The following is a 23,985-nucleotide window of genomic DNA, read 5'->3' as shown; positions in this document are numbered from 1 at the left end:
GCGCTTTCCGGCATAGAACGCATGGCTGCCGGCCGCCCGGTTTGACGCTATAAAAATTCTGTCCGGCGCCGCCCGCTCAAAATGCCCGGATGCGCATCAGGGTCGGATTTTTCGCGGATCCTGTCGGAATTGGGGCGTGCCCTGCGTCATATTCGGCATGGTGCCCCACAATGCCCGAACCGAGAAAGGAAATGATCATGCCCCAATATCTGGTCGCCATTCATCGTCCCAATGCCTACGATCCTTCCACCGAGGACGAGGCGATGACCGGGGAAATCCGGGCCCTCAACACCGCAATGTCCGCAGCCGGCGTCAGGGTGTTCGTCGGCGGCCTGCGATTGCCCGATACCGCCCGCGCCCTGCGCCCGCAACCGGATGGCGAGGTATTGGTCACCGATGGACCCTATCTCGAAACCAAGGAATATATCGGCGGCTTCTGGGTACTTGAGACCCCCGACCTCGACACCGCGCTCGACTGGGGCCGCAAAGCCGCCCTCGCCTGCCGCGCGCCGGTGGAAGTTCGGCCGTTCTTCTGATCGCAGGGCTGGAAACGGCCTATTGCCTGCCCTGCCCTGCGGCCGTGCCGTCGCCCACCCGCGCGTGCTCCAGCCTGTCCCCGGCCACGATCCCCAGTTCGGCGGCCCGACCGCCGGGGATTTCCAGCACGAAGCGCACCGGCTCGCCAGAGGGAATTGAGGTGGTGTCCATGGGGATCGCATCGGCATGGACGCGAACGATCTCGCCACTATCCTTGATGAACAGCAGGTCGAGCGGGATCAGCGTGTTCTGCATCCAGAAGGCCACCGGACGCTCGTCGAAAAAATCGAACAGCATGCCCGCATCAGGCGCCAGTTCTTCGCGGAACATCAGGCCCCGCGCCCGCTCGGCATCGTCATCGGCGACTTCAACGGTAAAGACGTGCCGCTCTTCGCCCGAAACGATCACCGCCTCCGCCTCGTCCGACTGGGCCGCAACCGGCCCCGCCGCCAGGCCAAGCATCAGGGCAGCGGCACAAACTGACTTGAGGATGTTCATCGCGCGGTCCATTTCACCGTCCGCCCCGCGTCAGTGCGAAGAGGGCGCGTCGCCCCAGCCATCGGGACGGATTTCGGCCACCATGAGGCCCTTCGATCCGTCGCCATAGCGCGCGAGGACGAACTGGCCCGGCCGCAATTCGGTGAAGCCATAACGGCGCAGGGTTTCCATATGCACGAAAATGTCCGGATGTCCTTCGCCGGCCGAGAGGAAGCCGAAACCGCGCACGCGGTTGAACCACTTGACCTCGAGCCGCTCGAGCTTGGAGGTCGGCTCCACCTGCACATGGGTACGCGCGGCGGGCAATTGCGAAGGGTGCCGCGCCGTCGATTCGTCCATGGACACGATGCGGAACGCCTGCAATCCGCCGGGTCGGTTCAGCGCCTCGACGACGATGCGCGCCCCCTCATAGGCCGTCTGGTATCCATCCCGACGCAGGCAGGTGACGTGCAACAGCACATCGGCGCCTCCGGCGTCGGGGATGATGAACCCGAATCCCTTGCCCGCGTCGAACCATTTGATGGTCCCGCTGACTTCGATAACGTCGAAATCGCCACCGGCATCCGGGAACTGACCATCCGCTCCGCGTGACCGCCCGTCCTTGCGAGCTTCCCCCTCGGCGGTGTGTTCCATGCCGGAAGTGTCCTTCGCCCCCATGGTCTACGCCTTTTCAACTCACTGCCGAAAGCGGCAGATACTCTGGATACTATTGCGGCCACTGTGGCCGATTCAAAAGCAAAAGTTAAGAACCCTTCACCATTTTATTGCCCGCTGTTAACCATGACCGGCCCTTTTTCCGGCAATTGGCACCGCCCATGCACGTCTGATACGGTCCCTCCGCACCGCCCGACGGGTGGTGCGCGACCACAAATCAACAGGGAGCCTTGCCGTGAAATATCTGCACACCATGGTGCGCGTATCGGACATCGAGGACAGCCTGCGCTTTTACCGTGACGGGCTCGGACTCGTCGAAGCCCGGCGCACCGAGAACGAAAAGGGCCGCTATACCCTCGTCTTCCTCCACGCCCCAGGCGACGAGAGCGCCCAGGTGGAACTCACTTATAACTGGGATCCCGAGAACTATTCGGGCGGCCGCAATTTCGGCCATCTCGCCTATCGGGTCGACGATATCTATGCCCTATGCCAGCACCTGATGGATATGGGCTACACCATCCACCGTCCGCCGCGCGACGGGCATATGGCCTTCGTCAAATCCCCGGACGGGATTTCGGTGGAACTGCTCCAGGACGGTCATCTCGATCCCAGCGAGCCCTGGGCCTCCATGCCCAACACCGGCACATGGTAAACGGGTAACCGGCAATTAACCACTTTGGTTGACCGGCGGTTAGGCAACCGCCGGTATTTTTATGCCCAAAGGTTTGGGATCGCTCACCCAGAATCGAAGTGGTTTGCCTTCATGCGCACTCTTGCCAGTCTCGTTGTCATGGCCTGCCTGCTTGCGGCCTGCGCGCCCATGGCAATGTTCGCCTCCTCCTCGGGCTCGGCCTATTCCGGCTTGCGGACCGATTGGGGAACATTCGTTTCCAGCGACAACGTCAATGCCCTGTGCCTTTCCCCCAAGCTGCGCCTGCTGATCTGGGATTTCGAAGGACATTTCGGCAAGAAGGTCGTGATGAATTCGGGCTATCGGAACAATTGGCACAACGCCTCGGTGGGCGGGGCGGAAGCCTCCTACCACACCAAATGCATGGCGGCCGATTTCTACGTTCCGGGCATCGAGAAATCCAAGCTCATCGCCTATGCGCGCTCCAACGGGCTGGTCGGCGGGCTGGGCTGCTATCCGGGCCGCAACTTCATCCATGTGGATGTGCGCGACCGCCCGCGCGGCTACAATGGCCCCGTCACCTTCAGCGGTTGCTAAAAAAAGACAATTTTTCGATTTGGGTATTGCGCATCGATCACGCCCCCCCTATACACCCGCTCACCGGTCGGAACGGTTCGGCTTTGCCGAGCTGGGTCGACCAGGGCGCCCTTCGTCTAGCGGTCTAGGACGCCGCCCTTTCACGGCGGAAACACGGGTTCGAGTCCCGTAGGGCGCGCCACTTCTTTCCGGGAAAGACGATCTCGCGCAACCCCGTTGCCACCTTGGCTGCGGCTCGCTATTGTCTCCGGCGACAAACGGTCCTCCGCGCCCTTCGTCTAGCGGTCAGGACGCCGCCCTCTCACGGCGGAAACAGGGGTTCGATTCCCCTAGGGCGCGCCATTTTTTTCAATGATTTGATGGTTTTTTGCCGCCTATGGCGCGGCGGTGGGGTCTGTCCGTGCGCAAATGTAGTGGCCTGCTCATGCTCCTCGCCCTGTCCCTTTCCGGGCCGGCCCTTGCGCAAACACCACCTTCCGGCGCGTCGATGGCGCAATTGTGCATTGCCGGAGGGGCCGTGTCCGTTCTGTTTGCCGGCGAATGGTATCCGGCCCGGGTGCTCGACAGCGCGGATGGTTCCAACACCTGCCTCATCTCGTATGACGGCTATGATGCTTCCTGGGATGAATGGGTGGATGCCAGGCGTCTGCGCGCCGCCGAGGCTCCGACCGAACCGGTTGCGCCCCAGGCCAAGCCCGCGGACCCCGGGCCCGGCGTCTACAATTGTTATGCGATGGAGAGCGGCACGCTTGCCTACACCTATACCGACGTGCGCATCCTCGACAAACGGTCCTATGCGGTGGGCGATGCGACCGGCACTTATACCTTCGACCGGGACGGCGCCATGACGTTCACCGGAGCCCTGGCCAATGCCGCCGGCAAATTCTCGGTCAAATCCACAGGGACGCCCCAGATCGATCTCGCCTTCGATGACGAAGCCAGGGCCTCCATGTCCTGTTCCCTGGCCCGTTGAGAGAAAAACAGTCGGCCAGGCACAAAAGCGGCAATTTGTTCAAATGCGTAAGGTATCCTGCCACGCCTTTGCCCCATTCCCGGCCGATCCCTCCAGTCTCACGATATCGTGATTTCCGGAAGGACGTTGAGAATGAAAGCCATAGTTTTACCCATTGCCGTTGCCTCTTTGCTCGCGCTCGCTGCGTGCAGCGACCAGAATGCCGAAGCGGAGACCAGCGCACCCGCCGCCACCGAGGCTCCCGCGGAAGTTGCCCCGGTCGAAGCTCCTGCGGAAGACACTGTGACGGCGCCCGCCGCCGTTGAGGAAGAAGCCGCCGAAGCGATCGCCGACGAAGTCACCGAAGCCGTTGAGAACACCACGCCGAGCATTCCTTCCGGTGACGCGATGGCCACCAACGCCATGCAGATGATGAGCCCGGAAATGCAGAGCGCGCTGCAGGACCAGATCGCCACCATGAGCGATGAGGAAAAGAGCGCCGCCGTGGCCGAAGCCCGGACCACCGCCGAGGCCGCCGCCCGTCAGCAGGGCCTCGCCGACGATCTCGTCCAGCGTGTGGGCGACGAGGCCGAAGCCGCCGCCCGCCAGATGTTCGGCCTCGCCGACTGATCTGTCGCGGACTGGAAATGAAGGGGCCGCCGATTGCCGATCGGCGGCCCTTTTCGTATCGATCCCGGGTGCTTCCCTTTGCCCGAGAACGGCTCTAGGTTCACTGCCATCATGTCAACGACAACAGGACGTTTCGAATGGCCAATCCCGCCGCTTCGCTCGACGCCGTGCTCTCCCACGTCGATGCCAATATCGACGCCAGCCTCGAGCGGCTGTTCACCCTTTTGCGCATCGCCTCGATCTCGACCGACCCCGCCTATGCCGGGGAATGCCTCAAGGCGGCGGAATGGCTGACCAACGAGCTCAAGGGCCTCGATTTCGATGCCGCGGTCCGGCCCACGGCGGGCCATCCCATGGTGGTCGGGCATCAGCGTGCCGCGGACCGGAACCTGCTGTTCTACGGCCATTACGACGTCCAGCCGGTCGATCCGCTGGAATTGTGGACCAGCGAGCCCTTCGAGCCCCGCATCGCCGAGGAAGACGGCCGCAAGGTGATCCTGGCGCGCGGCGCTTCGGACGACAAGGGCCAGTTGATGACCTTCATCGAGGCGTGCCGGGCCTATAAGGCGGTACGCGGCGCCCTGCCGGTCGGCGTCTCGGTCCTGCTCGAGGGCGAGGAAGAATCCGGCTCGCCCTCCCTCGATGCCTTCCTCACCGCCAATGCCGAGGAGCTCAAATCCGATATCGCGCTGATCTGCGATACCGACATGTGGGACACACGAACCCCCTCGATCATCACCATGCTGCGTGGGCTTGTCGCCGAGAACGTCACCATCGCGGCCGCCAGCCGCGACCTGCATTCGGGCATGTATGGCGGCGCGGCGCGCAATCCCAACCAGGTGCTGGCCGAAATCATCGCCTCCCTGCGCAACCCCGACGGCTCGGTCGCCGTCGAAGGCTTTTACGACGATGTGGAGGAATTGCCCGAAACCGTTGCCGAACAATGGAAGCGCCTGCCCTTCGACGACAAGGCCTATCTCGGCGGGGTCGGGCTTTCCGAGCCGGCGGGTGAAGCCGGCCGCTCGGTGCTCGAACAGATCACCTCGCGCCCGACTTGCGAGATCAACGGCATGTGGGGCGGCTATACCGGCGAGGGGTTCAAGACCGTCATCCCGGCCAAAGCCTCGGCCAAGATTTCCTTCCGCCTCGTTGCCAGCCAGGATCCGCACAAGATCCGCGCCGCCTTCCGCAAGCATGTGGAAGCCCGCGTTCCCGCCGACTGCACCGTGACCTTCCACGAGCACGGCGCCAGCCCGGCTTCGGTGGTTCCCGCCGATGGTCCCCTGCTACAAAAGGCGCTGGGCGCCCTTTCGGACGAATGGGGACGCGAGGCGGCCGTCGCCGGCTCGGGCGGCTCGATCCCCATCGTGGGCGATTTCAAGCGCAAGCTGGGCATGGATTCGCTTCTGATCGGCTTTGCCCAGACCGATGACCGCATCCATTCGCCCAACGAGAAATACAATCTCGAAAGCTATCACCGCGGCATCCGCTCATGGGTCCGCGTGCTCGACGCCCTGGCCGGATAGCCGGAGCGCGAGGGAAGCCGAAGCGCGCTACTCCAGCGCTTCGGCCAGTTGCGGCACGAACTGGTCCATCACCCAGGGCAGCGACAGGGGCGAAGGCGCCGAGAGCGCCAGCGATTGGAAAGCCTCGGGCAGCGCCACGAACCGGCCCGCCGCGATGGGCGCCCAGCGCGCGAACAGCGGATGGGCGAGCGCCGCCTCCACCTCTTGCTCGCTGTTGAACCAGCCGACATAGACATCGGCCTCCAGCGTCCCGATCTGCTCGGCGCTCACCGACTGGTAGAACGTATCCTGGGACAGCGTATCGAGCGCCGGAGCCGGCACCAACCCCAGATCGGCGAGCAACTGCACCCGAGGATCGAACGGCAGGTAGATATCGACCGTATTGGTCTCGACGATCCCCCCGCCCCCGAAAATGAAGGTCGGGCCCTCGATCTGCGGATAGGTGTCCTTGTAGCTCTCCAGACGGTCCTGCGTCTCAGCCACCAGCGCTGCCGCCTCCTGCGGCTGTCCCAGCGCAGCGCCGACGGTTTCCACCACATATTGCCAACTTCCGCTCCACGGGCCGTCCACATAGGCAACCGTGGGCGCGATAGCGGCGAGGCGGGCATAATCGCTGTCGGACAGATCGCTATAGGGCGCGAGGATCACATCGGGATCGAGCGCCAGAATCTGCTCGAAGGGGATGGCCTGGTCGGTGTTGATCAGTTCGGGCAGGCTCTCGCCGCGCGCCTCCAGAGCCTCGACCACCCAGGGCACATAGCCGTTCTCATCCCCGCCCCAGCCCTGGAAGGGGATGGCGACCGGGGTTTCGCCCAGCGCGATCACCGCGTCCTGGGTCATCCACCCGATGGTGACGATGCGCTCCGGCTTGGCCGCGATCACCGTTTCCCCGAACGCATGCTCGAGGGTCACCGGAAAGCCATCCTGGGCAAGGACCGGCGCGGCAGCGCAGAGCGCCAGCACCGGAAGCGTCGCAAATATCCTCATCTCAGTCCTCATTCCTGCAAGACCGGATCGCCGTGGGAGATCGACCCGCGGGGTATGACCATCGGCGTCTTGGCCAGCGGATCGTCGATGATGATGCAGGCGAGGCCGAACACCTCCTCCACCAGTTCGGCGGTGATGATCTCGGCCGGCGCGCCTTCCGCCACGATCGCCCCGTCCCGCATGGCGATGATGTGGCTGGCATAGCGGCACGCATGGTTGAGGTCGTGCAGGACCGCCACCACCGTATGGCCATCGCGCCGGTTGAGCGTCGCCAGCAATTCCAGCAATTCGATCTGGTGCGCGATATCGAGATAGGTCGTGGGCTCGTCCAGCAGCAACATCGGGGTCTGCTGCGCCAGTACCATGGCCACCCAGACCCGCTGGCGCTGTCCGCCGGACAATTCGTCCACCAGCCGGTGCGATAGCGGGGTGATCCTGGTCGCCTCCATGGCGTCGATCACCGCCGCCTCGTCCTCAACCGACCATTGCCGGATGAACTTCTGGTGCGGATAGCGCCCCCGCGCCACCAGATCGGCCACCGTGATGCCCTCGGGCGCGATCGAGGTCTGCGGCAGCAGCCCCAGCCGGCGCGCCACCTCCTTGGCCGGATAGTGCGAAATGGCCTTGCCATCCAGCAGCACCTGTCCCGAGGATGGCTGGATCAGCCGCGACAGCGCCCGCAGCAGCGTCGACTTCCCGCACGCATTGGCCCCGACGATGACAGTGAACCCGCCATCGGGAATATCGACCGAGAGGTCCCGCGAGATCACCCGCTGGTCGTAGCCGAACGTCGCCTTCCGGGCGGAAAGCCGCGTCGTGCCGCCAAGGGCGGTGGGATCGACATGCCTGTTCATCTTGTCCTGTCCGCTCATTGTCTCCGCGCTTCTCGCACCAGCAGCCAGACGAAATAGAGCCCGCCGATCGATACGGTGACCACTCCGACCGGCAATTGCGTGGGCGCGAAGGCGCGCTGCGCGAGAAAATCCGCTGCCGCCAGCATCAGCGCCCCCATGGCCGCCGAAGGAATGAGAGCGACGCCGGCCGCCCCGGTCACCCGCCGCGCGATCTGGGGGGCTGCCAGCGACACGAAGGCGATGGGTCCGGCCACCGCCGTCGCCGTCGCCGTCAGCGCCACTCCGACCACCAATAGCGTCAGGCGTACCGGCTCGACGGTGATCCCCAGCGCCCGGGCTGCGTCGTCGCCCATTTCCAGCTGCTTCATGGGCCGTGCCAGGATGAATGCGAGGGGGATGAGCACGCCCATCACCAGCAGCGTCGGCCAGAGCTTGTCCAGCCCCAACCCGTTGAGCGATCCCGCGCCCCAGACGGCGGCAGCCATGGCGACTTCCAGATCGGCGCGCAGCATCAGCCAGGTGTTGAGCGAGGAGAGCATAGCGCTCATGCCGATGCCGACGATGATCAGCCGGAACCCCTGCACCCCGCGCCGCCAGGCCAGGAGATAGACCGCCAGCGCCGTAACCATACCGCCGAGCAGCGCCCCGCCCGCCACCTGATAATAATTGCCCGAAAAGACGATGATGACGAGCAGCGCCCCGGTATACGCCCCCGAATTGAACCCGATCACATCCGGGCTGCCCAGGGGATTGCGGGTCAGCGACTGGAAGATCGCTCCGCTGATCCCCAGCGCCGCGCCGAAGATCAGCGCCAGCAGCGCGCGCGGCAATCGCCATTCGACGACCACCATGTGGATTCGCCCCTCCGCCTGCCCCACAAGGGCCGAGATCACATCGGTAAGCGCGACGGGATAGTCGCCGCTGGCCAGCGTGAGCAGCATGACGACCAGCGCCAGCGCGGCCATCAGCCCTGAAAGCAGCAGAACCGGCATGTCCAGCCGGAAATTCATCCGCCCGTCCAGCACGCGGACGATCCGGGTCCGGCGTCCGAAATCGATCGCGCTCATAACCCGCTCACCCTGCGTCTGCGGGCCAGCATGATCAGCACCGGCGCGCCGATGAACGCCGTCACGATCGCCACCTGAATTTCCCCCGGCCGCATGACGACGCGCCCGACGATGTCCGAGGCCAGCAGCAATGTGGGCGACAGCACCATGGTATAGGCGAATATCCAGCGCTGGTCCGGCCCCACCACCCACCGCGCCACATGCGGCACCATCAGCCCCACAAAGCCGATCGGGCCTACTGCCGCGGTAGCACCCCCGGCCAGCAGCGTTACGGCGATCACCACCACTACCCGAACCCGCATCACATTGGCGCCCAGCGAGCGCGCCAGATCGTCCCCCAGGGCCACGGCGTTGAGCGGCCGCGCCACCAGCGCGGCGAGCAGCAGGCCAGTGAGAATGAACGGCGCCGTCGTCACCACCGCTTCGTAATTGCCCCCGCTCAGCGCCCCGGCGCTCCAGAACCGCATGCGGTCGAAGGCGGTGGGATTGAGCAGGGTAAGCGCGGTGGAAATCCCACCGAGAATGGCGCCGATGGCGACCCCGGCCAGGGTGAGCGAAACCGGGGTCGCCCCGCGCCGGCCGGAGGAGCCGACGAGATAGACCACCACGGTGGTGACGATGGCGCCGAGAAAGGCGAACCAGATATAGGATTGCAGCGAGGTCATCCCCAGATACCCCACCGCGATCAGGACGAAGAAGCTCGCCCCCGCATTGACCCCCAGAATGCCGGGATCGGCCAGGGGATTGCGGGTCAGCGCCTGGATCAGTGCCCCCGAAATCCCCAGCGCCGCACCGATCATCAACCCCAGCAGCGTGCGCGGCAGGCGCAGGCTCTGGATGATGGCGTGATCGTTGGAATCGTCATAGGCGACCAGCGCGTCGATGACGGTTGGCAGCGGTATGTCGCGCGACCCGACCGCTATGGTGGCGAGAATGATGAGGCCGAGCACCCCCAGCGCGACCAGAAGCCCCGTCGATCGCCTTGCATTGCTTGCAGCAACGCCGGGCCGCTTGGCAGCTTCCACGGTTTCGGCAATGGCGGTCACGGTTTTCGATCGCTCCGATCTGGATCGTCGGCGAGTGAAAACCTAGCTATATTTTATGATTTGTGCGGTCAAGTTAATTAGGCCGCGGTCACGGCTCCACCGGCCGGCGATACTGGTAGATGCCGACATCGATCATGCCTTCGGTGAACCCGGCCTCGCAATAGGAGAGATAATACACCCATTTGCGCTTGAAAGCCTCGTCATAGCCGAGCTTTTCGATGATCGGCCAGCGCTCGAGAAAGGCGTCGCGCCACAGCCGCAGCGTCTTCGCATAGTCGAGGCGGAAATTGTCGATCTGTTCCAGCACCAGCCCGGCCTTTTCCCCCGCTACCCGCATCGCCGTCTTGGTCAAGAGCATGCCGCCGGGAAAGATATAGCGCTGGATGAAATCGGGGCCGGATTTATAGTGGTCGAAATCGGCCTCCTCGATGGTGATCGCCTGGATGGCCGCGGTCCCGCCGGGCTTCAGCCGGTCGTGCACGGTCTGGAAATAGGCGGGCCAGTTCGCCTCCCCCACGGCCTCGATCATCTCGATCGAAGCCACATGGTCGAACGCCCCCCGCGTGTCGCGATAGTCCTCGAAGGCCAGCACGCCGAACCCGTCGAGCCCCAGTTGCGCCAGCCGCTCCCGTCCATAGTTCAACTGCTGCTGCGAAAGCGTGATGCCGCGCACCAGCGCGCCGCGCTTGGTGGCGGTTTCGGCGAACCCGCCCCAGCCGCAGCCGATCTCGAGGATATGGTCGCCACGCTGGATGTCGGCCATCACCATGATGCGCTGGTATTTGGCGCGCTGCGCCTCTTCGAGCGAAATGTCCTGTCCGGCGAAATAGGCCGAGGAATAGGTCATGGTCGGGTCGAGCCATTCGGCATAGAAATCATTGCCGAGATCGTAATGCTCGGCGATGTTCTTCCGGCTGCCCTCGCGCGTATTGGGACGCGACAGATGGTAGGCGAGGTCCTTCGCCGCGCGGCGGAACAGGCCGGGATTGGCCTTGTCGAAAGTCTCCCGGTTTTGCAGGAAGAAGCGGAACAGGGTGGTGAGATCCTTGATCTCGATATCGCCCCGCATATAGGCCTCGGCAAACCCCACGGTGCCGCGCCGCATGGCCGCCTTGATCACCCCGAAATTCTTGAGATGCAGCACCGCGTGCAGTCCGGTGCGCTGGTCGCCCAGCGTCCGGCTGCGGCCGCTCGGCAGGGTGACGGTCAGTGCACCATGCCTGGGAATGCCGATCAGCGCCGCCCCGATCTTTTCGAGCAGCATCGACTTGAACCGCGTGCCAATGCCAGCCGGAAACTCATCACGCTCGAACGCCGTCTGACTCATGGATTATCCTTGCTTCCGCCGCCCCGGGCGCCACGGATCGGCGCCTTCATATTCCGTGCGGAAACCGACTCCCCGCAATTCCGGATCGCTGAAATCGACAACGATCTTAACGGGCTAGCGGGGGGATGCAAGCCCACCTCTCTAGCCGGGCACCGCCGCGTCGATGATCCGCAATTGTACGCTCTCGCGCCCCTGCCAGTTGTCGATGCTGAGCGAGCCGGCCAGATGCAGCCTTTGCCCGTCGCGCGCCTTGAGCAGCGCTTCGCCCAGGGGCGTGGACGCCGCGCGAAACGCGATGGCCTTGAGGTTGGCGCCATCCCCGGCCCCGATCGAGCAGCGCACATGCCCTCCCGTCCCGACGATCTCGGCGAACTTGACCTGATGTGATGGAAAGGCAAAGACCGGCGTGGGATTTCCGGCCCCGAACGGTCCGGCCTTCTCGATCATGTGCACGAAATCGGTCGTCGCCGCCCGCGCCGTCAGCGCCGCATCAATGCGGCAGCCATCGCTCGAGCGCGCCGCCGCAACGTCATCGGTCAGCATATCGATGAGATATTGCCGGAACGGACCCAATTGCCCCGGCCCGATGGTCGCTCCCGCCGCCATGGCGTGCCCGCCGCCCTTGAGGATGATCCCCCCGCTCGCCGCATCGACCACCGCCTTACCCAGATCCACCCTGGGGATCGAGCGTCCGGAGCCTGTCCCCCCGCCTCCGGCCCCAAGCGCGAAGGCGAAGGCCGGGCGCGAGAACCGCTCCTTGAGCCGCGCCGCCACCAGCCCCACAATGCCCTGGTGCCATTCGGACGAGCCTGTCACCAGCACCGCCGGCCCCGGCCCCTCCCCGATCTCCATCTCCGCCGTGGCCACCGCCTGCTCCACCGCCGCCACCTCGATGCGCTGGCGCTCGGCATTGAGCTCATCGAGGCGCTGCGCCAAGGTCAGCGCTTCATATTCGTCCTGCGTCGAGAGCAGCCGCGCGCCCAGTCCCGCATCCCCGATCCGCCCGCCCGCATTGATGCGCGGCCCCAGAAGGAAGCCCAGGTGATAGGGATTGAGCGGTCCGGACACTCGCGCCGCGATGGCGAGGCTCGACAGCCCCACATTCTCCCCGGCCCGCATCACCTCAATGCCCCGCTGCACGAAAGCCCGGTTGAGGCCGGTGAGCGGCACCACGTCGCAAACCGTCGCCAGCGCCACGAGGTCGAGCATGGCCATCAGGTCGGGCAGCGGCCCGATCCCCCGTTGCCGCAGGATGCGATTGGTGGCGACCAGCACCATGAAGGCGACGCCGGTGGCGCACAGATATCCCAGCCCGGAAATGTCGTCGCGCCGGTTGGGATTGACCAGCCCCCGCGCCTCGGGCAGCGTGTCCGGCGCCAGATGGTGGTCCACCACAAGCACTTCGGCCCCGCGTGCCTGCGCATGGACGATGGGGCCATGGCTGACCGTCCCGCAATCGAGCGTCACGATGAGCGTAGCCCCCCGATCCGCCAGCGCGTCCATCGCCCCATTGTTGGGACCATAGCCCTCGAAAATCCGGTCGGGGATGTGGCTGGGCGCCTCGAGGCCGAAATGGGCGAGATAACGCGCCATCAGCGCGACCGCACAGGCGCCGTCCACGTCATAGTCCCCGAAAAGGCCTATGGTTTCCTCGGCCGCGACGGCATCGGCCAACCGTTCGGCCAACCCGTCCATCCCCGCCAATGTCGACGGATCGGGCATCAGTTCGCGAATGGTCGGGGTCATGAAGCGCGCGGCGTCTTCCACCGCCACCCCGCGCCCCGCGATGATGCGGGCGAGGATTTCCGACAGCTCGGTCTGCTGCGCTATGGCTCCGGCCATGCGCGTCGCCGCCGGGTCGAGACGGTCGATCCACCGGCGACCGCATACCGATTGCTCAACATTGAGAAAGGCTTGGACTTCGATTTTCATGACTCGTTCTATATCGGGCCGCCGCGCGAAGATCGATAGCCCGCTGGCCGTCTCATGCGCCGGGGAACGCTCATGCGGCTCTGCCGTTTACCCCGGGAACACAGTTTCGAGGGATTTGATATGATCGTCCGTTTCGCCTTGCCCCTGGCCCTGGTCTCCGTCATCGCGCTCGCTGCCTGCGACAACCGGACCCCAGCCCCCGCCGAGCCCAATCCCGACGCCGGCAACCCCGAATCCTTTGCCGAGCCGGTGGAAGACGAGCCCGTCGACACCGACGAATTGATGTCGCCCCAGGAAATGCAGCAGCGCCGGGAGGAGATCGAGCAGGACGCCCAGCAGACGTTCGAATCGATCATGGAAGAAACCAACCGGGCCGGCGACGATCTCGTCGAAATGGGCAATGAAGCCCTCGACACGCTGACCAACCAGATGTCCTCGGCCTCCAGCGCCATCGCCGTGCAGATCGACGCCCTGGTCGACAACGCGGCCGAATTGCGCGACGAGAACCTCACCGATGAGCAGAAGCTCGAAATCGTCGCCAATGTGCGCAACGCGGCCGAGGAAGCGGCCCGCGCCCTTGGCCAGGACAGCGCCGGGGTCATCCAGGCCGGCAACACCGCCGAGGCCCGCACCCGTGAGGTCCTCGGCCTTCCATAAATCCTGGCTTCCGGCGAGGGCTTGCCCCTCGCCACCCCTTCCGATTAACATCACACAGCCTGTCCATGTGCGGCTAGGGATCCATTTGCAGGACCGAGCGCCGTTATGAGCCGAGACGGCGGACACCCGAGGACGAAAAGACCAGAGGGGATGGAACGGGCGCGATGAGTCGCGTCTGTTGTTCGAAACCCAAGGTCTGCCATGCCGATTTCTGGTCTCTCCCTCGTCCTCCTTGCCGCGTGCTGTCACGCCACCTGGAACCTGTTCGTCAAGCGCATCAATGGCGGTGCCGAACTGATCTGGCTGTTCTCCACCATTTCCAGCCTGCTCTATTTGCCGCTGCTGCTCTGGGTGGTCATCGCCGAGCGCCCTGAATTCGGCCCGCTCCAGATCGGCTTCACCCTCGGCAGCGCCCTGATACACCTAGGCTATTTCCTGATGTTGCAAACCGGATACCGCAAGGGCGACCTGTCGCTGGTCTATCCCGTGGCCCGCGCCACCGGCCCGCTGCTCTCCTCGAGCTTTGCCGTCCTCGTCCTCGGCGAGGTCATGACCCCGCCAATGGCCGTCGGCGCCGCCATCATCGTCTTCGGCGTGCTGATGCTCAGCGGCGGAATCAAGGCAGGGGCCCGTCGCCCCTCTTCCTCTCTAGCCTTCGGACTGTCGACCGGCGTCCTGATCGGCAGCTATACGGTGTGGGACGCCTATGCCGTCTCCATCCTCCTCGTGCCGCCGCTGATCCTCGATTACGCAACCAATATCAGCCGGGCCGTGCTGCTGGCCCCCATCGCCCATCGCCGCCGCGCCCTGGTCCGGCAGCACTGGCGCGATCACCGGGCCGGCGTGCTGGCCATCGCCATCCTCTCGCCCCTCGCCTATATCCTGGTTCTGTATGCCATGACCTTCACCCCGGTCGCCTATGTGGCGCCCACCCGCGAGCTCAGCGTGGTGCTTTCGGTCCTCGCGGGCAGCATCCTTCTGGGCGAGGGCCGGCTCAAATGGCGCCTCGCCTGGGGGCTGGTGATCGTCTGCGGCACGGCCATCCTCGCCCTTTCGGGGGGATGACCGGCCAGATCAGAATTCCTCGATGCGGATCAGTTGCGGCTGTCCCACGATGAACCCGTCCCTGGCGATCCTCTCCAGGGCGTCGCGCACGGCGCTTTCCAGCGTTTCATGGGTGATCAGCACCACGGTGCGCGAATTCTCCTCGGGAACCCCGGGCTCGCTCGCCCGCAAATCGGGCCGCTGGATGACGCTTTCGAGCGAGATATTGCCTTCGCCCATGCGTGTCGCGATCGCCGCCAGCGCTCCCGGCACGTCCTTGGCGTTGAGCCTAATGTAATAGCCGCCCTCGTGAATGCGCATCGGCGCGCGCTGGCACGGGTCGAGCTCAGCCACCGGCACGCCGAGCGGCGGCACATGCCCCCCGCGCGCGAAATCGAGGATGTCGGACAGCACCGACGCCGCGGTCGCCTCGCCCCCCGCCCCCGGCCCGGCCAGCAGCAATTCCTGCACATGGTTGGTTTCCAGCGCCACCGCGTTCAACACGCCATCGACCCCGGCAATGGCGCTCGACTTGCGCACCAGAGTGGGGTGCACACGCTGCTCGATGCCGTCCTCCACCTTGCGGGCCATGCCCAGAAGTTTGATCTTGTAGCCCAGATCGGCCGCCACCTTGATGTCGGCCTGGGTGATGCGCGAAATCCCCTCGACCATCACCTGGTCCGCGGCGATCTCGGTCTCGAAGCACAGGCTGGCCAGGATGGCGAGCTTGTGCGCCGTGTCGAACCCCTCGATATCGAAGGTCGGGTCGGATTCGGCATAACCCAGATCCTGCGCGTCCCGGAGGCACTCCTCAAAGCCGATCCCCTCATTGCCCATGCGGGTGAGGATATAGTTGCAGGTGCCGTTCATGATGCCGTAGACGCGGGTGATCGCCGCCGAACCCAACCCCTCGCGCAGGGTCTTGATCACCGGGATGCCACCCGCCACCGCCGCCTCGAACCCAAGCTGGACATGGCATTTTTCCGCCAGTCCGGCCAGCGCCGTGCCATGGCGCGCCAACAGCGCCTTGTTGGCGGTGACCACCGAGGTCCCGCGTTCGAGCGCCGCCGTCACCGAGGCGAGGGCCGGCCCGTCCTCCCCGCCGATCAGCTCGACATAAAGGTCGATATCCTCGGACTTGGCGAGAGCCACGGGATCGTCGAACCAGGTGAAGCCGGAGATATCCACGCCCCGGTCGCGGGAGCGCGAGCGGGCCGAAACCGCCGTCACCACCACCCGGCGCCCCAGCTTGCGGGCGATAGCCTCGCCGTCTTCGGTCAGGATGCGGATGAGTGCGGCGCCCACCGTGCCGAGCCCGGAAATCCCCACCCGCAGCGGACGACGGTCGTCGCCATTCCCGCTCTCATGGCTGGCCATGGCCTTGGCGATGCGCTCGCGCGTATCGGTGCGCGGCTCGCGCCCGTCCCGCAGGTCGAAGACGAACAGCGGATCGCCGGCGATCTCGCGCCCGAACCGGGTCGGCGACCAGCCCGTCCTGCTCAGAAAGCTCTCCACCGCCGCCCTGAAATTCTCGATATCGCCCATGGCCTCGCGCCTGATCCTGACTGTCTTCGGCACACCTCAATAGGAAATTGCCTACACGGTCAAGAGACCGTGTAGCAACCGGGCAATCGGAGAGTGGTCAGCGCTGGGCGATGAGCACCACATTGTGATGGGTCGCACCGCCGGTCAGGAACTTCTTGATGGCGCGGGCCGCCTGGCGGATGCGCTGTTCGTTCTCGACGAAGGCGAGGCGGATATACTGGTCGCCATATTCGCCGAAGCCCACCCCCGGCGCCACCGCGACACCGGTTTCGCGGATCAGGAGCTTGGCGAATTCGAGGCTGCCCAGATCGGCATACTGAGCCGGAATCGGCGCCCAGGCGAACATGGTGGCCTTCGGCGAGGGGATTTGCCAGCCGGCGCGGCCGAAACTCTCCACCATCACGTCACGGCGATGCTTGTAGATCTTGCGCACCTCCTCGATGCAGGAATCATCGCCATTGAGAGCCGTCGCCGCCGCCACCTGGATCGGGGTGAAGGCGCCATAATCGAGATAGGACTTCACCCGCGCCAGCGCGGCGATCAGCCGCTCATTGCCCACCGCGAACCCCATGCGCCAGCCGGGCATGGAGAAGGTCTTGGACATGGAGGTGAATTCCACCGACACCTCCATCGCCCCGGGGATTTCCAGGATCGAATGCGGCGGCTCGTCATCGAAATAGATTTCGGAATAGGCAAGGTCCGACAGGATGAAGATGCCGTGCTTGCGGCAATAGTCGACCACCTCCTTGTAGAAGTCGAGCGAGGCCACATAGGCGGTCGGGTTGGCCGGGTAGTTGAGGATCAGAGCGATCGGCTTGGGGATCGAGTGGCGCACCGCGCGGTCGAGCGAGCGCAGGAAATCCTCATTGGGGTCGGCGGGCATCGAGCGCACGACGCCGCCGCTCATGATGAAGCCGAAGGAATGGATGGGATAGGTCGGGTTGGGCACCAGCACCACGTCGCCCGGCGCGGTGATCGCCTGGGCCATGTTGGCAAAGCCCTCCTTGGAGCCCAGCGTCGCCACCACCTGCGTGTTGGGATCGAGCTTCACCCCGAAGCGGCGGCCGTAATAGGACGCCTGCGCCTTGCGCAGTCCGGGAATGCCGCGCGAGCTCGAATAACGATGCGTGCGCGGATTGGCCACGGTTTCCTTAAGCTTGTCGACGATGTGCTGCGGGGTCGGCAGGTCGGGATTGCCCATGCCCAGATCGATGATATCGACCCCCTCGGCGCGCGCCTTGGCCTTGATGGGGTTGATGTGCTCGAACACATAGGGCGGCAGGCGGCGGATGCGATGGAATTCTTCGCTCATTTTGTCCTCGTCCGGGATAGCGATCCTATCCCACTGGCCCGCGGCGCAAAGCCCGCGCGGGATGATAAGATTATCGGAGTATCATGGTGTCGAAACTATGAACGGGGCGTCCGCATCGCTGAAAAGACCGGCCGCTCGCCGTGGTTTTTACCGGCCCTGTCGCTGATCACGGGAACAGCGGCAGAGCCTCGATAGCGGTCGCCTCGGGAAAGCCGAAGGCCACGTTGAAGTTTTGCAGCGCCTGCCCCGCGCTGCCCTTGACCAGATTATCGATGGCCGCGATCACGATGACCCGGCCGGAAATGCGGTCGTCGAACACGTTGATGAGACAATAGTTCGACCCGCGCACATGCCCAGTCGAGGGGATGGCGCCCGTCTCGGCGATCTTGACGAAGGGCTCGTCCTCATAGGCGTCGCGCAGCACGGCGCGCACCGCGTCGGCATTGGCGGCCGTGCCCAGCTTCACATGCGCGGTGATCAATTCGCCGCGTGCAATGGGAATGAGGTGGGGCGTGAAATTGACCGCTACCGGCTGTCCCGCCGCAAGGGCCAGTTCCTGCTCGATTTCCGGCGCATGCCGATGCACGCCCACCCCATAGGCCGTGACGCTCTCGCCGGCCTCGGCCATCAGCGTGTTCTGCTTGGGCGCCCGCCCGGCACCGGAGACGCCGGATTTGGCGTCGATGATCAGGTCCTCGGTCGAAATCGCGCCGGACGCGACCAGCGGCAGCAGCGCCAGCAGCGTCGCCGTGGGATAGCATCCCGGACAGGCGATGATGCGCGCCTCGCGGATCGCATCGCGATTGTGTTCGGTCAGCCCATAGGCCGCCACGTCCTGCAACTCCGGGGCGATGTGATCGGCGCCATAGACCGGACCGTAATCGGCGGCATTGCGGAAGCGGAAGTCGGCCCCCATATCGATCACACGAATGGAAGGGTTTTGCCCGATGATCTCAGCCACCAGCTTCTGGCTCGCCCCGTGCGGCAGGCCGCAAAACACCACGTCGATGCCGGAAAAATCCACATCCTCATTGGCGACCAGATCGGGCAGCCCGGCCCAGCCCAGATGGGGATAGACCGAGGCCATGGGCTTTCCCGCATGGGTATTGGCGGTGAGCGCCACGAATTTGAGCCCCGGATGACGGACGCCCAGGCGCAGCAGGTCAGCCCCGGTATATCCGGAAGCACCCAGAAGTGCGGCTGTCTTGGGCGGCTGCATGTGACTTGCTCTCGTTATCCGATTGTGTAAATGACGCGCTATGGGGTCCTCTTACTGCTCTGTATGTGCAAAGTAAATGACCCCTCTTGCCTCCCGGCCGTTCCTTTCGCTCCGGGTTGCGGCAGCCAGTTGAGGTGAAGATGACCAAGCGCATTGCGATGGCCACGATCGGCACGCAAGGTGACGTTCAGCCCTATGTCGCGCTTGCCCGCGCCATGCAGGATCAGGGCTATTCGGTCATCCTGGGCACGACCCGCGATTTCGAATCCATGGTCACCGGCTATGGCATCGAATTCTGGGACCTGGGCGATTCCATCCAGGATTTCGTCAAGCAGTCCCAGTTCGAGCGGGCCATGAGCCAGAGCCTGCTGGTCAACGCCCCTACCCTGCTCAAGCAGGGCCAGCGCATCGTCAATCAGGCGGCGCGGGCCGCCTGGGACATGGCGCAGGGTGCCGACTGCATCATCCTCAACATGAACACCAGCTTTTCCATCGACATCGCCGAAGCGCTCGATATCCCGGCCATCGTCGCCGCCCTGCAGCCGCTCAATTCGACCAGCGAATTCCCGCTCTGCATCTATTACGGCCCCACCTTCGGCAAGACGATCAACCGCCTCACCTATTCGACGATGACCGTGCAGCAAATCTATTACAACCTGCCGCGCAACAAGCTGCGCCGGGAGCTGATGGGGCTCGGTCCGCGCCGCAATGGCGGCTTTTTCAAGGATACCGACGGCACCCCGCTGTGGACGCTCAACGCCTATTCGGAAATCCTCTCCCCCCGCCCGCGCGACTGGCCCAAGACGTCCATCGTCACCGGCTACTGGATGCTGCCCGACAATTCGGGCTGGCAGCCCAGCGCCGAGTTCATGGACTTCCTCGGGGCCGGCCCCCAGCCCATCTATGTCGGCTTCGGCTCCATGCCCTTCGGAGCCGACCGCAACACCGACATCTTGCGCGAAGCCATCGGCATCTGGCCGGGGCGCGTGGTGGTCGGCCGCGGCTGGGGCGGCATCAAGCCCGACGAACTGCCCGCCGATCGGGTCTATGTCATCGACCGCGCGCCCCACGACCAATTGTTCAAGCATGTGAAGGCCGTGGTCCATCACGGCGGCGCCGGCACCACGGCGGCCGGGCTGCATCTGGGCAAGCCCACCTTCATCGTCCCGCAAATGGTCGACCAGCCCTATTGGGGCCGCCGGGTGCACGATCTGGGCTGCGGGCCCAAGCCGGTCCGCCGCCGCAAGCTGACCCCCGAACTGCTGGCCGATGCCCTTTCCCAGCTCGACACCAACGCCGACTACGCCCGCAATGCGGAAAAGATCGGCGAAATGCTGCGCGCCGAGGACGGCACCGGCAAGGCGATCGCCGTCATCGAGCGGGTCATGGCCAATTACACCCCCAAGGGCGTTCGCAAGCCCGCCCTCCTCGCCCAGGACTGGCGGCCGCTTTAGTTCCGTTTATTCTAGCTGCGCAGCTTGTAGCCGGTCTTGAAAATCCAGGTGATGATGGCCAGCGCCACCGCCATGAACACCAGCGTCATCCCGAGGCTGATGGCGATATCCACATCGGCCACGCCGTAAAAGCTCCAGCGGAATCCCGAGACGAGATAGACCACAGGATTGAAAAGCGCCACCGTCTGCCAGGTCTCGGGCAGCATGGAGATCGAGTAGAACGTGCCGCCCAGAAAGGCCAGCGGCGTCACGATCAGCAGGGGAATGAGCTGCAGCTTCTCGAACCCGTCGGCCCAGATGCCGATGATGAAGCCGATCAGCGAGAAGGTCACCGCCGTCAGCACCAGAAAGACCACCATCCACACCGGATGCTGGATATGAATTTCGACGAAGAGATTGGCCGTCACGAGGATGATCAGCGCCAGGATGATCGATTTGGTCGCCGCCGCCCCCACAAAGGAGATCACCGTCTCCACATGCGAGATGGGCGCCGAGAGGATTTCATAGACCGTCCCGGCAAATTTGGGGAAATAGATGGCGAAGGAGGCATTGGAGAGCGATTGCTGCAACAGCGACAGCATGATCAGCCCCGGCACGATGAAGGCGGCATAGCTCACCCCTTCCACCGATTCGATCCGCGAGCCGATGGCCGCCCCGAACACGACGAAATAGAGCGAGGTCGACACCACCGGCGAGATGATCGATTGGGTGACGGTCCGCCACCAGCGCGCCATTTCAAAGGTATAGATGGCCTTGATCGCATAAAAATTCATGTCCGGTCCCTCAGCAGGCCGATAAAGATGTCCTCGAGCGAGGATTGGTGCGTCGAGAGGTCCTTGATGCGCACGCCGCGCGCGTTCAGCGCCGCCATGAGATTGGCGATCCCCGTGCGGTCCGACTGGCTGTCATAGCTGTAGCGCAATTCGTCGCCCGTTTCCGCGAGGGTCAGCCCCATGGCCGCGAGGTCGCCCGGCAGTTCGGCGATCGGCTCCTGCAACTGGATGGCCAGGTATTTCCGGCCCAGCTTGCGCATCAGCTCCGCCTTTTCCTCGACGAGGATGATCTGGCCATTGGAGATCACCCCGATCCGGTCGGCCATCTCCTCGGCTTCCTCGATATAATGGGTGGTGAGGATGATGGTGACGCCCCCTTCGCGCAGTTCGCGCACCACGTTCCACATGTCGCGCCGCAATTCCACGTCCACCCCCGCCGTGGGCTCGTCGAGGAACAGGATGGAGGGCTCATGGCTCAGTGCCTTGGCGATCAGGACGCGCCGCTTCATGCCCCCGGAAAGCGCGATCAGCTTCTCGTTGCGCTTGTCCCAGAGCGAGAGGTCGCGCAGGATCTTTTCGATGACCTTGTCGTTGCGCGGCTTGCCGAACAGGCCGCGGGTGAACGATACCGTCGCCCACACGGTCTCGAATCGGTCGGTGGTGAGTTCCTGCGGCACCAGGCCGATCATCGCGCGCGTCTTGCGGAATTCGGTGAGCACATCATAGCCGCCGACCAGAATCTGGCCGCCTGTCGGCCGCACCAGTCCGCAGATCGTCCCGATCAGCGTGGTCTTGCCCGCTCCGTTCGGGCCGAGCAGCGCGAAGATTTCCCCGCGCCGGATCGTGAGATCGACGCCTCGGAGCGCCTGGAAACCCGTGTCATAGGTCTTGTCCAGACTCGTTATGGAGACCGCGGGAGCGGTGGTCGATGTCTGTATGTTCATGGGATTCGCCCTCCGGCCGGAGCAGCCTATATAGGCGCGATCTGCGCGGTGGCTACCCCTTGGATGCCTCTCGCGGCAAAAAAAGGGCCGCCCCGAAGGACGGCCCTGTTCGAGACTGAAAAGCTGGCCGGGCTTATTCGGCAGCCTGCCGAACGTCGTCCTCGCGCGCCGTCTTGGTGGCGTTGGTCCACCAGACGAGATTGTCGAACATGTCGTTGACGCTGGGTCCGACCGGGCCTTCGATGGCCGACATGGGCTCGTTCTTGCCACCGCCCCAGACGGTGAAGAATTCCGAACCGCTGATATGGACGCCCTGGCGCACGGGAACCATCTGCAACTCTACGTTGATCAGGCGGAGCTGTTCGATGGCACGAGCGGCGCCCACCGAGCCATAGCCCACATAGGCGGCCGGCTTCTTGGTCCACTCCACATAGGCCTGGTCGAGCGCGTTCTTGAGCGCGCCGGTGATCGAACGGTTATACTCGGCAACGATGAAAATATAGCCGTCGAATTCGGCGATCTTCTTCTGCCAGGCGACCGCCTTGGGGTCCTGCGAGGGCACCCAGGCATTGGAGGCCACTTCGTCGAAGAACGGCAGGTCGAAATCGCGCAGGTCGACCAGCTCGTAATCCGCGTCGCCGCGCTGCTGCGCCTTTTCCAGAATCCACTGGGCCGGCTTGTCGGCAAAGCGCGCCGCGCGGGTGGAGGAGATGATGATGCCGATCTTGGGCTTGGACATTTGAGCATTCCCTTTGGGATTGGTTACGAAAGGTAAGTACCGCTTCCATATGTGGCTTTGCCCCTCGACCTCAAGTAGGCACATGGGTGTTAGCAGTTGCCGGCCCGCGCTTCGCACGCGGGAAGACAAGCCCGAAGGCCTCCCAATCAACCTATTGAAAATACTCGTATTTTACCGATATTGCGCGAACGAACTCGACGCTTCACCGTCAATGTTCAACGGAAGCGAACAGTCTTCTTGTGGTGGGGAAACGACGCCTGGGGCCTATTGCTGCAACACGCCGAGATATTTCCGCACGGCCTCGGCAAACCCGAACACCAGCGCATCGGCGGTGATGCCGTGGCCGATCGAGACTTCGTCCACGTCCGGCACGCTGTCCATGAAGGCAGGCAGATTGCTCAGCGTCAGGTCATGGCCCGCATTGACCCCCAGGCTGGCGGCCCGTGCCGCGCGCGCCGTCGCGGCAAGATCGGACAGCGCCTCGACGGCCGCAGTGCTGTTGGCGTAGCACGCGCCATAGGGCCCGGTGTAAAGCTCGACCCGATCAGCTCCCACCTCCCTTGCCGCCGCGATCGCCGCGGGGCTGGCATCGGGATCGCAGAACAGCGAAATCCGCCGCCCCGGCGCCTTGAGATCGGCAATGCTCCGCGCCAGGAGATCGTGCTCAGCGAGGAAGTCCCAGCCATGGTCCGATGTCGCCTGCTCGGGCGCGTCGGGGACCAGGGTCACCTGATGCGGATTGGCCGCCGCCACGAGGTCGAGGAAGGCGCCGCTCGGATACCCCTCCATGTTGAACTCGGCCGCCGGATATTCGGCCCGCAGGAAGTTGACCAGATCGAACACGTCGGAGCGCCGGATATGGCGCTCGTCGGGGCGCGGATGCACGGTGATCCCCACTGCGCCCGCATCGAGCACGATCCGCGCGATCTCCACGACGCTCGGCCAGGGCAGGTTGCGGCGATTGCGCAATTGCGCGACGGCATTGAGATTGACGGAGAGCTTGGTCATGAAAACGCTTGATCGAAACGGTGAAGGGCCATGCGCATGAAACGCACGGCCC

General features: G+C 64.4%; 24 protein-coding genes and 2 tRNA genes. 11 read left to right on the top strand and 15 right to left on the bottom strand.

What is annotated here, in order from left to right:
* Nucleotides 1-197 precede the first annotated feature (197 nt).
* Nucleotides 198-536, top strand: a complete 339-nt coding sequence (locus DVH29_RS02250; protein ID WP_114644664.1) for a YciI family protein — start codon at nucleotides 198-200, stop codon at nucleotides 534-536.
* A gap of 19 nt (nucleotides 537-555) precedes the next feature.
* Here the strand turns inward: DVH29_RS02250 and DVH29_RS02245 are convergent, their stop codons facing one another.
* A complete protein-coding gene (locus DVH29_RS02245; RefSeq protein ID WP_114644663.1) occupies nucleotides 556-1,035 on the bottom strand; it encodes a DUF192 domain-containing protein in 480 nt (159 codons plus the stop codon).
* A gap of 30 nt (nucleotides 1,036-1,065) precedes the next feature.
* Entirely contained in the window at nucleotides 1,066-1,668 is a 603-nt protein-coding gene (locus tag DVH29_RS02240) for a cold-shock protein (RefSeq protein WP_199562506.1), read from the bottom strand.
* A gap of 256 nt (nucleotides 1,669-1,924) precedes the next feature.
* Here DVH29_RS02240 and DVH29_RS02235 point away from each other — a divergent pair, with 256 nt between their 5' ends.
* The 7 genes from DVH29_RS02235 (at nucleotide 1,925) to DVH29_RS02205 (ending at nucleotide 6,025) form a co-directional block, all read left to right on the top strand.
* Nucleotides 1,925-2,341, top strand: a complete 417-nt coding sequence (locus DVH29_RS02235) for a VOC family protein (protein WP_114644529.1) — start codon at nucleotides 1,925-1,927, stop codon at nucleotides 2,339-2,341.
* A 111-nt stretch (nucleotides 2,342-2,452) separates the two neighbouring features.
* Nucleotides 2,453-2,917: a YcbK family protein gene (locus DVH29_RS02230; protein ID WP_114644528.1), complete on the top strand. Its 465-nt coding sequence runs from the start codon at nucleotides 2,453-2,455 to the stop codon at nucleotides 2,915-2,917.
* Between the two features lie 105 nt (nucleotides 2,918-3,022).
* A tRNA-Glu gene (locus DVH29_RS02225) sits at nucleotides 3,023-3,098 on the top strand.
* 86 nt (nucleotides 3,099-3,184) lie between these two features.
* Nucleotides 3,185-3,259, top strand: a tRNA-Glu gene (locus DVH29_RS02220).
* 175 nt (nucleotides 3,260-3,434) lie between these two features.
* Nucleotides 3,435-3,890 carry an MBT domain-containing protein gene (locus DVH29_RS02215; protein ID WP_114644527.1) on the top strand — a complete coding sequence of 152 codons (456 nt, stop codon included), beginning with the start codon at nucleotides 3,435-3,437 and terminating at the stop codon, nucleotides 3,888-3,890.
* A 132-nt stretch (nucleotides 3,891-4,022) separates the two neighbouring features.
* Nucleotides 4,023-4,499: a hypothetical protein gene (locus tag DVH29_RS02210; protein ID WP_147275982.1), complete on the top strand. Its 477-nt coding sequence runs from the start codon at nucleotides 4,023-4,025 to the stop codon at nucleotides 4,497-4,499.
* A 137-nt stretch (nucleotides 4,500-4,636) separates the two neighbouring features.
* Nucleotides 4,637-6,025: a dipeptidase gene (locus DVH29_RS02205; RefSeq protein ID WP_114644525.1), complete on the top strand. Its 1,389-nt coding sequence runs from the start codon at nucleotides 4,637-4,639 to the stop codon at nucleotides 6,023-6,025.
* 27 nt (nucleotides 6,026-6,052) lie between these two features.
* On the opposite strand, the gene DVH29_RS02200 is transcribed toward DVH29_RS02205, so the two are convergent.
* The 6 genes from DVH29_RS02200 to recJ form a co-directional block, all read right to left on the bottom strand.
* A complete protein-coding gene (locus tag DVH29_RS02200; RefSeq protein WP_158541528.1) occupies nucleotides 6,053-7,012 on the bottom strand; it encodes an iron-siderophore ABC transporter substrate-binding protein in 960 nt (319 codons plus the stop codon).
* A gap of 8 nt (nucleotides 7,013-7,020) precedes the next feature.
* Nucleotides 7,021-7,884 carry an ABC transporter ATP-binding protein gene (locus tag DVH29_RS02195; RefSeq protein WP_245944858.1) on the bottom strand — a complete coding sequence of 288 codons (864 nt, stop codon included), beginning with the start codon at nucleotides 7,882-7,884 and terminating at the stop codon, nucleotides 7,021-7,023.
* Nucleotides 7,881-8,933: an iron-enterobactin ABC transporter permease gene (fepG, locus tag DVH29_RS02190; RefSeq protein WP_114644523.1), complete on the bottom strand. Its 1,053-nt coding sequence runs from the start codon at nucleotides 8,931-8,933 to the stop codon at nucleotides 7,881-7,883. The genes DVH29_RS02195 and fepG overlap by 4 nt, the downstream gene beginning before the upstream one ends.
* Nucleotides 8,930-9,979 (bottom strand): iron chelate uptake ABC transporter family permease subunit, encoded by a 1,050-nt coding sequence (locus DVH29_RS02185; RefSeq protein ID WP_114644522.1) that lies wholly within the window; start codon nucleotides 9,977-9,979, stop codon nucleotides 8,930-8,932. The genes fepG and DVH29_RS02185 overlap by 4 nt, the downstream gene beginning before the upstream one ends.
* 88 nt (nucleotides 9,980-10,067) lie before the next feature.
* The gene (locus DVH29_RS02180; protein ID WP_245944857.1) at nucleotides 10,068-11,306 is read right to left on the bottom strand and encodes an SAM-dependent methyltransferase; all 1,239 of its coding nucleotides are present in this window, start codon (nucleotides 11,304-11,306) and stop codon (nucleotides 10,068-10,070) included.
* A 141-nt stretch (nucleotides 11,307-11,447) separates the two neighbouring features.
* Nucleotides 11,448-13,238 carry a single-stranded-DNA-specific exonuclease RecJ gene (gene recJ / locus DVH29_RS02175; protein ID WP_114644520.1) on the bottom strand — a complete coding sequence of 597 codons (1,791 nt, stop codon included), beginning with the start codon at nucleotides 13,236-13,238 and terminating at the stop codon, nucleotides 11,448-11,450.
* 120 nt (nucleotides 13,239-13,358) lie between these two features.
* Here recJ and DVH29_RS02170 point away from each other — a divergent pair, with 120 nt between their 5' ends.
* Together DVH29_RS02170 and DVH29_RS02165 are read left to right on the top strand one after the other, a co-directional pair.
* Entirely contained in the window at nucleotides 13,359-13,895 is a 537-nt protein-coding gene (locus DVH29_RS02170) for a hypothetical protein (RefSeq protein WP_114644519.1), read from the top strand.
* A gap of 201 nt (nucleotides 13,896-14,096) precedes the next feature.
* On the top strand, nucleotides 14,097-14,960 hold the full coding sequence (locus DVH29_RS02165; protein WP_114644518.1) for an EamA family transporter: 864 nt from the start codon (nucleotides 14,097-14,099) through the stop codon (nucleotides 14,958-14,960).
* Between the two features lie 9 nt (nucleotides 14,961-14,969).
* Here the strand turns inward: DVH29_RS02165 and DVH29_RS02160 are convergent, their stop codons facing one another.
* From DVH29_RS02160 to argC, 3 genes are all read right to left on the bottom strand, one after another.
* Complete coding sequence (locus DVH29_RS02160) at nucleotides 14,970-16,316, bottom strand: homoserine dehydrogenase (protein ID WP_114644661.1); 1,347 nt, start codon at nucleotides 16,314-16,316, stop codon at nucleotides 14,970-14,972.
* A gap of 265 nt (nucleotides 16,317-16,581) precedes the next feature.
* Nucleotides 16,582-17,796: an LL-diaminopimelate aminotransferase gene (locus tag DVH29_RS02155; RefSeq protein WP_114644517.1), complete on the bottom strand. Its 1,215-nt coding sequence runs from the start codon at nucleotides 17,794-17,796 to the stop codon at nucleotides 16,582-16,584.
* A gap of 166 nt (nucleotides 17,797-17,962) precedes the next feature.
* Nucleotides 17,963-19,015 (bottom strand): N-acetyl-gamma-glutamyl-phosphate reductase, encoded by a 1,053-nt coding sequence (gene argC, locus DVH29_RS02150; protein WP_114644516.1) that lies wholly within the window; start codon nucleotides 19,013-19,015, stop codon nucleotides 17,963-17,965.
* A gap of 140 nt (nucleotides 19,016-19,155) precedes the next feature.
* Between argC and DVH29_RS02145 the strand changes: the two genes are divergently transcribed.
* Nucleotides 19,156-20,469, top strand: coding sequence for a glycosyltransferase (locus tag DVH29_RS02145; protein ID WP_114644515.1), 1,314 nt, complete (start codon nucleotides 19,156-19,158; stop codon nucleotides 20,467-20,469).
* Nucleotides 20,470-20,480: 11 nt separating this feature from the next.
* Here DVH29_RS02145 and DVH29_RS02140 read toward each other — a convergent pair whose 3' ends face one another.
* The 4 genes from DVH29_RS02140 to DVH29_RS02125 all read right to left on the bottom strand — a co-directional run bounded on the left by DVH29_RS02140 (nucleotide 20,481) and on the right by DVH29_RS02125 (nucleotide 23,933).
* On the bottom strand, nucleotides 20,481-21,242 hold the full coding sequence (locus DVH29_RS02140; protein WP_114644514.1) for an ABC transporter permease: 762 nt from the start codon (nucleotides 21,240-21,242) through the stop codon (nucleotides 20,481-20,483).
* Nucleotides 21,239-22,186 carry an ABC transporter ATP-binding protein gene (locus DVH29_RS02135; RefSeq protein ID WP_114644513.1) on the bottom strand — a complete coding sequence of 316 codons (948 nt, stop codon included), beginning with the start codon at nucleotides 22,184-22,186 and terminating at the stop codon, nucleotides 21,239-21,241. The genes DVH29_RS02140 and DVH29_RS02135 overlap by 4 nt, the downstream gene beginning before the upstream one ends.
* A gap of 133 nt (nucleotides 22,187-22,319) precedes the next feature.
* A complete protein-coding gene (locus tag DVH29_RS02130) occupies nucleotides 22,320-22,925 on the bottom strand; it encodes an NADPH-dependent FMN reductase (RefSeq protein ID WP_114644512.1) in 606 nt (201 codons plus the stop codon).
* A gap of 264 nt (nucleotides 22,926-23,189) precedes the next feature.
* Entirely contained in the window at nucleotides 23,190-23,933 is a 744-nt protein-coding gene (locus DVH29_RS02125; protein ID WP_114644511.1) for a pyridoxine 5'-phosphate synthase, read from the bottom strand.
* Between the last annotated feature and the right edge of the window lie 52 nt (nucleotides 23,934-23,985).

The sequence above is a fragment of the Pelagibacterium lacus genome (genome assembly GCF_003345525.1).
In the GTDB taxonomy this organism is placed as follows: Bacteria; Pseudomonadota; Alphaproteobacteria; order Rhizobiales; family Devosiaceae; genus Pelagibacterium; species Pelagibacterium lacus.
The sequence above is the reverse complement of the archived record's forward strand: the minus strand, read 5'-3'. Positions and strand labels throughout refer to the sequence as shown.